This is a genomic window from Microbispora sp. ATCC PTA-5024 (assembly GCF_000511135.2).
GTDB lineage: Bacteria > Actinomycetota > Actinomycetes > Streptosporangiales > Streptosporangiaceae > Microbispora > Microbispora corallina.
Genome location: NZ_KI866525.1, coordinates 174254 through 186259, shown reverse-complemented (window position 1 = coordinate 186259; position 12006 = coordinate 174254). Strand labels below are relative to the sequence as shown.

Sequence of the window (12006 nt, the reverse complement as noted above, 5' to 3'; positions counted from 1 at the left end):
CCCCTCTTCGGTTGGTCGCGGGCTGGCACGATAACCGGGCCGCCCGTGGGCCTTCTTGCCGCACATGGGCACTATGGTGCGGCAGCGCCAAACTGTGGCGCTCTCCGCCGGCGGCAAGCTTCAATCACGAGATGAGGCTGTAGTGCTACCTATCGTTCTCTAGCCTCGATCTTTCGCGCCCATCCGGTGGCTGGCTGAGCGGTTCGGCTGGAGTTTGAAATCGCGGCCGTGGTCAGCCTGGTGGCCCGGCTGTCGCGTCGGGTGGGCGGGGTTCCATGGGCCCGCAGGGTGTCCTTCCTGGTCGTCGGAGCGGGTTGGTGCTGGTCAGGTCGGGGCCGGGAGCGCCTGAAGCCGGGTGATAGCGGTGACCAGTTGGCCGGCCCAGGGCCAGGGTGCGGCCACCCGTAGGCGGAGGCGCCGGCCGCCGCGGACCAGGCGGGCGGCAACAGCGAACAGGCGAAGCCGCAGGCGTTTGGGCTCATACCGGCGGGCCGGTCCATCGAAGGCGAGTATCTGCATCCAGGCGATGAGCTCGCATGCCAGGGCGACGATCTCGCACCAGATCTGGTTCTGGGTGAAGTCGTGCAGCGGGAGGTTGCGCAGCCCGGTGTCCTTGGCGCCGCGGATGCGGTCTTCGCAGCGGGCGCGGCGGCGGTGGCGGCGGCGGTGGCGTAGTTCCAGGTCGGCGAGCTGCCCGCGGCGGGTGTTGGTGACGAAGCAGGTGAAGCGGTGCCCGTCGATGTCGGTGAAGCGTAGCTGCGCGCCCGGGTGCGGGCGCTCTTTGCGCACGATCAGGCGCATCCCCTTCGGCCAGCCCTCCAAGATGACCACGCCGGTCAGCTCGGCCACCCAGGCGCCGGGCCGTACCCGCCCGTCGGCGTCATAGGCGGGTGTCCACGCGTGGGCGGGCAGAGCCAGGATTGCGGTCTGGACCTCCTCGGTGAGGGTGAAGCCGATGGAGTAGGACAGTCGCCGCCCGGGCCGGGACAGCCAGGACAGGAACTCGCGGGTGCCGCCGCCGGAGTCGGCGCGGATCAGCACCTGCCGGCGTCGCTGCTTGGGGAGCTGGGCCACGGCCAGCCGGGCCGCGTCGATATGGTCGGCGGCGGTGTTGGACCCGGCGTTGCCGGGCCGCAGCAGCAGGGCCAGCGGTTCCCCGCCACCATCCGCTCCGTGGTCGGCGAAGACCGTTATCGGGTGGAACCCGAAGGTCTTCTTCCAGGTCGGCGCAGCCTGTTGCTTGTCGGAGTGGGCGATGACGATGGTCGCGTCGATGTCCAGGGGGATCAGCTCACCGTCCGCGCCGGGCGCATGGTTTGCGGCCAGCGTCCAGGCCCGCTCGCGGGCGGTGGCGCGGGCAGTGCGGATCGCCCTCAGCGCGCGGACGGGGTCGGCGGCCAGGCGGTCGATCAGCCGGGACACGGTCGGATCGGACGCGATTGGGCCGAACACCTCGGGCTGGGCGCGGAGCATCGCGATGTCGGCCAGGCAGTCCCCGCCCAGCGCCAGGGTGAGCGCCAGATCGGCGATGACCTTGCCCGGGTCATGGATGGCGCGGGCCGGCTGCCACCGTTCCAACTGCGCCGACAGTTCCCTGCCCAGGCCGGTGACCCGCAACGTCTCCAGCAACAGCAGTCCACCGGCCTGCGAGATGAGTCCCAGACCGTCTGCGGAAACCACGATCTTGGGCTGGGACGCGATAGTCTTCACGCGGAAAGTGCCTTCTGAACTGGTGCGGACAGGACCTTAGACAAGCCCAATCCTCCCAGCTCAAAGGCACTTTTCTCATGTAAACGATCAGGTGCCCTCAAACTCGCCGCGAAAGCCCGAGGCTAGTGCCCTCGCCAGATCCTTGCGGCCGCTGATCCGGAGCTTCCGGTAGGCCTTGGACAGGTGGACCTCGACCGTCTTGGCCGTGATGTAGAGCTCTCGGGCGATGTCGCGGTTTGTGAGGCCTTCCGCCGCCAGCTCCGCGACCTGGCGTTCGCTGGGCGTTAGAGAGTCCGGTCCGGTCAGCGCGCTGCGGCGGGGCCGGGCACCGGCCGCGCGGAGCCCGCCGCGCGCCAGCTCCATCAGTGCGGCCGCGCCGCAGCCCGCCCCGATGTCGAGCGCCCGGCCGAGGTAGCGGCGAGCGAGCGTGGAGCGATCGGCCTCGTGCAGCGCGCAGCCGTAGGCCGCCAGCGCGTAACCCAATTCGAGCCGGGCTGGTGAGGATTCCAGGACGCTGATCGCCTCCTCCAGCTCCCGCAGCCGATCCGGGCCGGAGCCGAGGCCCCCGCTGACGCGGAGAGCGTGGCCGATCGCCCGCGGCGCGCCCCACCGCCGGGCGAGCTCCAGTTGCTCGCGCGCATGGCGCTCGGCCTCGTCCTCGTGCCCCAGGGCGCGCAGGGCGAATACGGCCTCCGACCGCCACGGGACAAGCGCCGGGTTGTCGAGCCCGAGACGCCGCACGAGCGTGCCGCAGGCCAGAGCGCTGTCCAGCGCGGCCGCGTGGTCGCCCTGCACTCTGGCCAGCTTCGCTGCGGTGCCGAGGGTGAACAGGTCCGTGCCCTGCGAGGATCCGGCCGCCTCATGGAACGCCTCGGCGGCCTCCGCCTCCCTGGCCTGCTCGATCAGCGTATCGGCGAGCAGCGACAGCGCGATCCGGCGCGCGAGCCCGCTGCCGGCACGCCGCGCGGCCGCGGCGACCTCCCGGGCGTTGCCCTCGGCCTCGGCCAGCTGGCCCTGCCACAGCAAGCCGAGGACGATGCAGGTCTGGGCCGACACCATCCCGGTGAGGGACCCCTGCCAGCGGGCCCGCGCCAAAGCCGCCTCGACGGCCGGCATCCCGGCCGCCTCGTCGGCGGCGAGCAGGACCGTCCCGGCTCCGAGGACCGCGATGTCGTTGCCGGCCTCGTAGCCGAGCCGCTGGTCGTCGAGGGCGCGCCGAGCCCGCTCGGCCCCGGCAGGGTCGCACGCGCCCATCTGCCGGCTGGCGATCGCGCAGTCCAGAAGGCTGCCGCCGATGCCGTCGCCCGGTACGTGGTCCGGCCCCGGCGGGTCGCCGGCCGACACAGCGAGCAGCGCGGCGTCGAGCCGGTCGCGCAGGTCGGTCCGTACCGGGGGCAGCCGGTCCAGCGCCTTCCGCCAGACCGCCACACCCTGTTCGGCGTCGTCCATGAGGACGTGGACCAGGCCGAGCTGGTAGCCGATCTCGGCAGTTTCCTCGACCGTCCGGCTCAGCGGCAGCGACTCGCCGAGCCATCGTGCGGCGGTCGGCAGATGGACCATGCGGGCGGCCGCCGACGCCTGCCGCAGGATCTCGGCCCGCTCGCGCGGCCCCGGTGGCTCCCTCAGCGCCCGCTCCAGGAAGCGCAGCGCCTGCTCGGGTGCGGACCGCCGCATCGCCTCGCCGGCCGCCCGCACCAGGACCGTTGTGACCTGGTCGTCGCCCGTCGGTCGGACGAGGAGCAGATGGCCTGCCGCCTTGCTGTCGTCGCCGGTAGCGATCAGCAGGGCGGAAGCCCTGCTGTGGGCGGACGCCAGCGCCTCGGCCGGGAGATCGTGGTAAAAGGCCGACTCCACCAGTGGCAGCACGAAGCCGATCCGCATGACGTGACCGCCTTGCAGCCTGCAGATCATGCGCTGGTCGAGCTCGGCCGCGGCGGCGAAGGCCCGCGTGGCCGGGAGCCCGGCGAGCTCGGCCACCTGGGGCAGGTCGACGACGCCACCCAGCACAGCGATCGCGCGGGCGAGGTCGAGGGCGTCCGGGGCAAGCCGGCTGATCACGGTGAGCAGCTGCTCGGTCGCGGTGCTCGCGCCCAGCCGGTTGACCTTGTGGGCGTTCGCGGCGGTGGGCGCCACCCCGGCGGCGCGTACGGCCCCGGCCAGCTCGTTCAGGAGCAGCGGATTGCCGCCGGTCGAGATATGGCACGCCGCGCAGAAGGCGGGGTCGGGCCGGAGGTCGGCGAGGGCGTGCGCGACAAGCCGCTGCCCGGCCGAGGCGCTGAGCGGCTTCAGGACCAGCGGCTGGGTCAGTGGGTTGCCTGTGACCATGCTGAGCAGTGGGGAGGCCGCAGCCGTGTCGGGCCGTACGCCGAGCACGATGAGGACCGGCAGTTCCCGCAGTCGCGGCAGGACGTAGGCGATGAAGCGCAGCGAGCCCTCGTCCGCGGCATGGGCGTCGTCGGCGATGAGGGCCAACGGCCGTTCCCGGGAGAGGTTGACCAGGCACCAGAGCAGCCCGTGCAGCAGCGGGAACCCCGGCTGCGGCGCGGGCGAATCGAGCACCGCGCGTGCGGGCGCGGCCGCGCCGGCGAAGACCGCTTCCCGGGCGACGTCGTCGAGTCCGGTCAGGGCGTCTTCCAACCAATGGCGGGCCAGGCCAAGCGGGCGGCCGGGCCCCTGCCGGGCGATCCGCGCGGTCAGGACGCGCAGGCCCGCCCCCGTGGCGAGATCCGCCGACGCCTCGATCAAGCGGGTCTTCCCCAGCCCGCTACCGCCCTCAACGGTGAGCAGCGTCCCGGCCCCCTCCGCGGCCGCGCCGGCTGCGGCCTGCACGGCCTCGAGCTGGCTCTGCCGTTCCAGCAGGTCGTGACCGTCCACTTCCAAATTTTACCCCGTTTATGGAGATAGCTTGAAAGCTGCGAATATCGTCCCGCCGTCTCCGGGTCGGCACCCACCAGGGCTGCACGGTCTCCCGGGTCAAGAACGGCCAGATCATCTGCCCCTGCCACAGACGAGGTGCGGCACCGCCCCAAGTGGCAGTTCGCAGTGGACATGCTGGATGAGCCGGCTTCCTGGAGGCTGGTCCCGCCGCTGGTCGTCGCTGAGGCCGGATCCGGCGAGGCGACCGCGCTGCGGCTTGGCCTGACCGTCCACAACATTCCCGTACGTGGTCAGCGTCAGGGGCGCCACCACGCCTACCCGTCCGACGCCGAGCCGGAGCAGACGCCATATGCGGGAACCGGGGGCCGGGCGGCGCCAAGTACCGCAGCCCGCGCTCCAGCGAAACTCCCGTCGAGCGACACATCACCTCAGGAGCACTATTCGATGCGGTGATCGCCCGTCACGGTGCCGCTGCTGTAGGAGGTAGGGCGCCCGTAGTCGCTCGAATTCAGGCATGTGACAGTGTGATCGTCGAGGGTACGCGATCACGCCAGGGATGAGGGGCAGCTGATGCGGCACGATGAGAGGCTCGTCGAGCGCGAGGTCGAGCTGGAGGTGCTCGCAGTCGCGGTGGACAAGGCCCTCCGGCGAGTCGGCTCCTTCGTCGTGGTCGAAGGCGAGGCGGGCGTCGGAAAGTCCCGGCTGCTCGCAGAGGCGATGCGGTCGGCACGGAGCGCAGGCGTCCGGGTGCTCTCGGCGCGCGGAGTGGATCTGGAGCGGCAGTTCGGCTTCGGGGTGATGCGGCAGCTGTTTGAGCCCGTCCTGGCCGAGGCGTCCCCTGAGGAACGGGCCCGCCTGCTGAGTGACGCGGCCGCCCTCGCCGGCACGCTGCTGGCTCCGGTCGCCTCCCTCGAAGGGACGGAGGAGGCGGCGGGCGAGCTCGCGATGCTCCACGGGCTGTACTGGCTGATCGCCAACCTCGCCCAGGACGGGCCCGCGGTCCTGGTGGTCGACGATCTGCAGTGGGCGGACTCGTCGTCACTGCGTTTCCTGGTCTTCCTGCTGCCCAGGCTGAGCGATCTGGGAGTGGCGGTCGTGGCCGCGACCAGGCCCAGCGAGCCGGACACGTTCCAGCGGCTACTCGACCTTCTGCTCTCCGATCCCGTCACGGTTCTGCTGCGGCCGCGGGCCCTGAGTGAGCCGGCGATCGCGACCCTGCTGGCTGACGGAGCCGTGGACGCAGACTCGGCCTTCGTCCGGGCCTTCCACGAGGCCACGGGCGGGAACCCGCTGCTGGTCTCGCAACTGGTGACGATGCTGCGGGCCGAGGGCGTCCCGCCGACCGCGGAGGCCGTCGAGAAGTTGGCGGTCATCGGCCCGCGCGCGATCGGCCGCTGGGTGTCGCACCGGCTCCACGCGCTGTCCCCGGACACGCTCAAAGTCGCCAGGGCCGCTGCGGTGCTGGGCGACAGCGCGCAGGCCCGTGACATCGGCGCGCTGGCCAGTCTGCCGACTGAAGCCGTGACATCGGCGATCAGCATCCTGGACCGGATCAACATCCTGCAACCGTCCAGGCCGACCGGGTCGCGGATCGAGTTCGTCCACCCCCTGGTGCGTGCCGCGATCTATGAGGCGTCCGACACAGCGGAGCGCGCCGCCGGCCATGACAGCGCGGCGCGTGTGCTGGCGCGCCGTCGCGCGGGGCCGGAGCAGATCGCGGCGCATCTGCTGCTGGCTCCCTGGGCCGGCGACGAATGGACGGTCAGCGTGCTGCGCTCCGCGGCCCGGGTGTCCCTGGCCCATGGCTCCCCGCAGAGCGCCTTCGCCTACCTGTGCCGCTGCATCCAGGAGCCGCCCGCCTCGGGGGATCTTCTTGAAGTGCTCGTCGAGGCGGGCACTGTCGGGCAGTTGGTGGACATGGCTCAGGCCGCGCCGCTGCTTGAGCGGGCCCTCCGCATGGCGGACGGCCGCCGGCGAGCCGAGATCGCCGCCCAGTACGGCGTCTGCCTGATCTACGCAGGGAATGCCGACGGCGCCGGAAGGGTCATGGAGGCGGCCATCGGTGAGCTGGAGGACGACGACGTGGACCTGGCCTACCGGATGGAGGCGTGGCTGATGTCGATGCGGATCGGCTTCGCCATCGGAGACCCGGGCCCTGCATTGGCCGCCGCAGCCAGGCTGGGGAGCGTTCCCCCGCAGCCGACTCTCGGCGGAAGGATGCTCGACTGCGCCATCGCCTGGAGCGAGACGTACGCGGGGAATCCGGCGGCGGTGCAGCGCGCACGCCGCGGTCTGATGGACGACCTGCTGGTCTCGCACGCGGAGATGCTCGCCACCTGCGCCTGGTTCACACTCGCGGCGGCGGACGCCGACGAGCTGATCGACCTGCTGGACGGGGCGCTGGAGTGGATCAGGCGCAAGGGAGAGCTCGCCGGTCAGGCGGGGGCCTTCACCTACCGAGGCCTGGCCTGGCTGGGCCGCGGGCATCTGGCTGAGGCCGAGGCCGATCTGCGTGAGGCCCTCCAGGCCGGCAAGCTCGTCGGGATGGGGATCACCGAATACCTGACCGCGTCCTGGCTGATCGAGGTCCTTCTGGAGCAGGGCAGGCGGGAGGAGGCCGAGGCCGTGAGCTGCAGGCCCCAGCTGCCGGATCCGCTGCCTCTGTCGGGGCCCGCTCACTTCGTGCTCCTGACCCGGGCGCGTGTGCTACGCACGGACGGGCGGAACGAGGAGGCCCTGGACCTCTGCCTGGCCGCCGGGACCTATTACGGCACGCTCGGCGGTGTGAACCCGGCGATCCTGCCCTGGCGTTCGGAGGCCGCACTCTGCCTTCAGGCTCTTGGCCGCCCAGAGGAGGCGGTGCGGCTGGCGGCGGAGGAGGTCGAGCAGGCGCGGCGCTGGCGGGCACCACGTGCGCTCGGTCGCGCATTGCGCGTGGCCGGAACCCTTGCGGCGGGTGAGGAGGCGGAGGCGCTGCTCCGGGAGGCCGTGGCCGTGCTCGAACCTTCTCCGGCGAGGCTCGAGCATGCCAAGGCCCTCGTCGCGCTCGGCGCCTGCCTGCGGATAGCGGGGAAGAGACCTGAGGCGCGGGCCTGCCTGCGGGCGGGTGCCGGGCTCGCCGAGGCGTGCGGGGCGGCGCCGCTCGTGGAGCTCGCCCGCGGCGAGCTGTCCGCCAGCGGTGTCCGGGCGGGAGTCGTCCCCGCCAAGGGTCGCTCCATGCTGACCCCGAGCGAACTTCGAGTGGCGGGGCTCGCCGCGGACGGAGTCAGCAACAGGGAGATCGCGCAAATTCTCTTCGTCAGTCCGAGGACGGTCGAGCAGCATCTCGGCAGCGTCTACCGCAAGCTCGGCATCAGCTCCCGGGAGGCGTTGCCGGCCGCGCTGGAGGCGTCATCGTGACGGGGAGGCTCTCCAGCGCGCGGAAGGTCATGACCGCCCGGTAGACGGCGGGCTCGCTGGAGCTCAGCCGTAGGCCGGGGAACCGTTCGTGCAGCATGGTCAGTGCCATGCGCAGTTCGGTCCGGGCCAGAGGGGCCCCGATGCAGTAGTGGATGCCGTGCCCGAAGGTGAGCTCCTGGCTGTCGCGCGGCCGATCCGGCCGGAACTCCGTCGGCGCCGGGTAGTGGCTCTCGTCGTGGCAGGCGGAGTTCCAGAGGAGCGAGACCACCTCGCCGGTGAGGATGGTCTGCCCGGCGACTTTGGTGTCACGGACCGCGACGCGGTTGATCCAGGCGAGCGAGCCGTTGAGCCGTAGGCACTCGGCGATCACCTGGTCGATGGAGGCCAGGTCGAGCGCGCTCCACAGATCGCGGCGCAGGAGGATCTCGACGCTGTTGGCCAACGCGTTGGAGGTGGCCTCCCAGCCCGCCGCGAGCATCGTCATGACCAGCGCGGCCACCTCGTCGCCTTCGAGCCGGTGTCCACGGACCTCGCTGTGGGAGAAGAAGCTGATGAGATCTTCGCGAGGCTCCGCGCGCCGCTCCTCGACGATCTTCCTGACGTAGGAGCGCCAATCCTCCAGGTCCCGCCCGCACTGGATCAGCGTGGCCTCGTCGGCCGCGTGCGAGCCGACGAGGACGGTGAACAGCTGTTTGTTCCATGCGACGAAGGCCGAGTGGTCGGCCTGCGGGATCCCCATGACTTCCAGGATCACCGACATGATCAGAGGGTAGGAGAACTCGGTGAGGAGGTCGAACTCGGTCCTGCCGGATAGCTCGTCCAGGTGTTGGGCGGTGATCCGCTGGATGGTCGGCTCGAAGCGCGCGATGACGCGGGGCAGGAACCCCCGCGCGGCGACGGCGCGGATCTTCGTGTGTGCGGGCGGGTCGGTGAAGGTCAGCGGCGGAAAGTCCGCGAAGTACCAGTCGAGAAACCGGTCGAGGTCGGCGGGCATTCCCTTCGGCCGGGGGATGATCTCCGCGGAGGAGAAGGCCTCGTCGTCCTTCAGCACCGCGACGACGTCGTCGTAGCGGGCGACGCACCAGACGCCGAGGCGCTCGGAAAAGAAGACCGGGGCGGCCTTCCGCGCTTCGGCGTAGATCGGATACGGGTCGTGCAGGTCTTCGCCCAGCGGGTCGAATCGTGCGCCGATGCTGGATGCCATGCCTTGATCTCCTCTGACCTTTGAGGCGGACGGCGTGGCAGCCAGTAGACCTCCCTACGACCGTTGATCAACTCAGGGACTACGTAGCCGGACCACCCTAGGAATTGAGCCCTTGTGGAATCCCGGCTAGTCAGGGTCCGTCCAGTCAACGAGTCTGTCCCGGAATCGGGGTGTTCGAGGCAGGCTAGGGCTTCGTGTCGACCGATGAGGGACCCCTCAAGGCGGCGTGTACAGCCCGTTGCTGCTGAACATCGCGTTGATCGGGGACAGGACCCAGATCGTCCACCTTGCGGATGGGTTCGACGTCCTCGGCTTTCGTATCGTCCGGATACGCAAGCGAGGAACGGACAAATGGCACGTCTATGCCTTCATCGCCGACAAACTGGTCGAGACGCTGAAGCGGAAGATCAAGGCACTGACCCAGAGGTTGTCACACCTCGGCTACAAGATCGCGCTGATCCGGATCAACCAGATCCTGCTCGGCTGGGCCGACTACTTCAGGCACGCGGTTGCCAAGCACACCATTCAGTGCCTGCACACCTTCATCTGGTGGCGCATGGTCCGCTGAGTGATGCGTCGGCACCGCATGACCTGGAGGGCCGTCCAGCGTTGCGGCAGATGCCCGGCCGGGCCAGGTTCGACCTCCTGCGCCGGCGCATCCTGCCGCACTGAAGATCACTCAGTACCACCACCCCGGCCTTCGACCAGCCCGGGTCATGTCCGTGGTGGGGAACGATCCGAGCGTCTGCAGAAGCCACGAATGATCGATCTTGTCGAACGCCGCCAGGTCCGCATCCAGCGCCCATGTCCGCTTGGCCGACCGGCCTCGGCAGAGCAAGACACAGGCTCATCCCGGGCGCGGGCCATGACCCGAACAAGGTCGTTCTCGTCCGCCACATCCTCGATGACCAGGTCAGACAGTCCCGAGAACACCAGACCCGCCAGATCGTTGATCTTCGGCACGCCTCAGGCTGACAGGTGCCTCACTCAGCGTCACTACCGATTACGTGACAGAGCCGAAGACCGACCGTACAAGTCCCGCCAGCCTGCTGGGGTCTGCTCTCATGGTCGAGGTGGTTGGCCCAGTGTTTCTGTTGCATGGGGTGGCTGGCGCCCGGCAGCAAACAAGCAACACCCCAGCGCAGTGGTTCCCGGGCCGGTCAGGCTCTGGTGGCTTGGACGATGGAGAACAAGGGTGCGGTGCGCATGGGTTCCCAGAATGTGAGGTTGGCGGCGTGGTGCTCGGGTTGGATGTGGGCATCGTGCCAGGTGATGGTGTGGAACCCGGCTGCGGTGAGGGCGTCTTGGTAGGCGGTGTTGTTCCAGTAGTGCAGGGGTATTTCCGGGGTTATGTAGTTGTCGGCTCGGATGGATACGAAGTATTCGTCACCGTTGTTGAGGTGTTCGGTGCCGCGGAAGAAGATGTTGTTGGGCTCGTAGAAGCGAGGGTCGGGTGAGATGGTCTGGGTGACCTGCCATCCGATGAAGCGGCCGCCGGGCCGCAGAGTGGTGGCGATGCCGGCGCATATGCCGGCCAGGTGCTGGGCCGAGGTGGCGTAGTGCAGCAGGTGGACTCCGGTCGCGATGTCGAAGTCACCGGTGCCGTTCAGATCGGCGGCGTCCTGCACGAGGTAGTCGATGCCGAGCGGGTTGTCTTTCTCGATCTGCTGCGCGGTGGCGATCATCTCTGGTGAAAGGTCTACGCCCACGACCCGGGCCGCGCCGCGCCGTTTGATCTCCCTGGAGTAGAACCCTGTGCCGCAGGCCAGGTCCAGCACCGACAGACCCTCCAGCGGACCGAGTGCCTCCAGCACTGAGTACACCTCGAGGTCTCTGCGGTAGGGCAGCTCGAACGACCGGTCATAGGTCGCGGCGATCTGCGCGTACTCTTCAAGCATGATCCACACCCCTTCGTCGATTGCGCCGGCGCCCAGGCAGGCCTGGTGATCTGCCGGTTCGACTGGTAAGACGGTCCGCCTCAACACAACGACCGTGGGGAAGCCTGGGTCAACGCCTCATCCACCCCAAGGCCCAGACGGAGAGCCCACAGCCCCGCAGGCCACGCTTGCGGGCGGCAGCGCGCGTGACACCGCAGCGTGCATCGACCGGCATCTCGCTCGCAGACGTCTCCCGTTCCCGGTGCCAAGATCTCGAGGCGACCCGGCCCGCCTGCGGCGCATCGGCCGTGACCGGTTCCTGAACGCAGTGCGACCGTGAGCTTCTCCATTGGGGCGGCTCCGTGCGGATCTACTCGCCCATTCACTCGGCTCATCCGGCAGGTCCGGCCGGACCGGATCATCACCCACACCCCGGAACGCGACTGGGGCCGGGTGGGTCCAGCCATCCCGACCACCTCGCCACCGGCGAGGGCCGTCGTCCGTGCCGTCCACCCCGACGTCCGCCGCCTCCGCGCACGCCCGGCTGCTCACCGACGAGGGACTGGAACCGTGGACGGTCCCGGAGACCTGGATGTTGGGTGGCCCCGCCGTGAACCACTGGTCGGACGCGTCGCTGCCCTCCACGCCCACTGAACCAGATACGACCCTGACGCCTTGGACGCCTCCGCCAAGGCCTGGCTCCGCGGCAACGCCCAGCAGGCTGGCCCGGCGCCTACGCGGAGGCCTTCCTCGGGGACCACGCTGATCGAGTGACGGGCAGACCGCCATGACTGACAGCTGGCACAGGGCATACCGGGTGGTCTGACGTCCTGTCAGGGGCGGGTGTAGCGCATCGATGGAGTCATGGCTACTCATGTGGACGCGACGGCGGGCGCGTACAACCGGATAGGAGCTTGGTCTGCTATCAGACCTTTACCT

At 69.9% G+C, this 12006-nt stretch carries 6 protein-coding genes and 1 pseudogene; 3 read left to right on the top strand and 4 right to left on the bottom strand.

Annotated features, from left to right (window positions below; genetic code table 11):
* Positions 1 to 324: 324 nt before the first annotated feature.
* Positions 325 to 1710 (bottom strand): IS1380 family transposase, encoded by a 1386-nt coding sequence (locus MPTA5024_RS26780; protein WP_084370042.1) that lies wholly within the window; start codon positions 1708 to 1710, stop codon positions 325 to 327.
* A gap of 87 nt (positions 1711 to 1797) precedes the next feature.
* Positions 1798 to 4584 carry a LuxR C-terminal-related transcriptional regulator gene (locus MPTA5024_RS26775; RefSeq protein ID WP_036329770.1) on the bottom strand — a complete coding sequence of 929 codons (2787 nt, stop codon included), beginning with the start codon at positions 4582 to 4584 and terminating at the stop codon, positions 1798 to 1800.
* Between the two features lie 117 nt (positions 4585 to 4701).
* Here MPTA5024_RS26775 and MPTA5024_RS44720 point away from each other — a divergent pair.
* Positions 4702 to 5040: pseudogene (locus MPTA5024_RS44720) on the top strand (transposase); the annotation flags it as partial.
* Positions 5041 to 5157: 117 nt separating this feature from the next.
* Positions 5158 to 7986 carry an ATP-binding protein gene (locus tag MPTA5024_RS26770; RefSeq protein ID WP_036329768.1) on the top strand — a complete coding sequence of 943 codons (2829 nt, stop codon included), beginning with the start codon at positions 5158 to 5160 and terminating at the stop codon, positions 7984 to 7986.
* Here the strand turns inward: MPTA5024_RS26770 and MPTA5024_RS26765 are convergent.
* Positions 7940 to 9190 (bottom strand): cytochrome P450, encoded by a 1251-nt coding sequence (locus MPTA5024_RS26765; RefSeq protein ID WP_036329766.1) that lies wholly within the window; start codon positions 9188 to 9190, stop codon positions 7940 to 7942. The two genes, MPTA5024_RS26770 and MPTA5024_RS26765, sit on opposite strands and share 47 nt — an antisense overlap.
* Positions 9191 to 9416: 226 nt before the next feature.
* On the opposite strand from MPTA5024_RS26765, the gene MPTA5024_RS26760 reads away from it, so the two are divergent.
* Complete coding sequence (locus tag MPTA5024_RS26760) at positions 9417 to 9758, top strand: group II intron maturase-specific domain-containing protein (protein ID WP_036329764.1); 342 nt, start codon at positions 9417 to 9419, stop codon at positions 9756 to 9758.
* Positions 9759 to 10350: 592 nt separating this feature from the next.
* Here MPTA5024_RS26760 and MPTA5024_RS26755 read toward each other — a convergent pair.
* Entirely contained in the window at positions 10351 to 11088 is a 738-nt protein-coding gene (locus MPTA5024_RS26755) for a class I SAM-dependent methyltransferase (protein WP_157099749.1), read from the bottom strand.
* Positions 11089 to 12006 lie beyond the last annotated feature (918 nt).

What these genes read in the sequence shown, in the direction of transcription:
- MPTA5024_RS26765 (WP_036329766.1), bottom strand. Translation starts at nt 9,190, where the DNA reads ATGGCATCCAGCATCGGCGCACGATTCGACCCGCTGGGCGAAGACCTG.
- MPTA5024_RS26770 (WP_036329768.1), top strand. Translation starts at nt 5,158, where the DNA reads ATGCGGCACGATGAGAGGCTCGTCGAGCGCGAGGTCGAGCTGGAGGTG.
- MPTA5024_RS26755 (WP_157099749.1), bottom strand. Translation starts at nt 11,088, where the DNA reads ATGCTTGAAGAGTACGCGCAGATCGCCGCGACCTATGACCGGTCGTTC.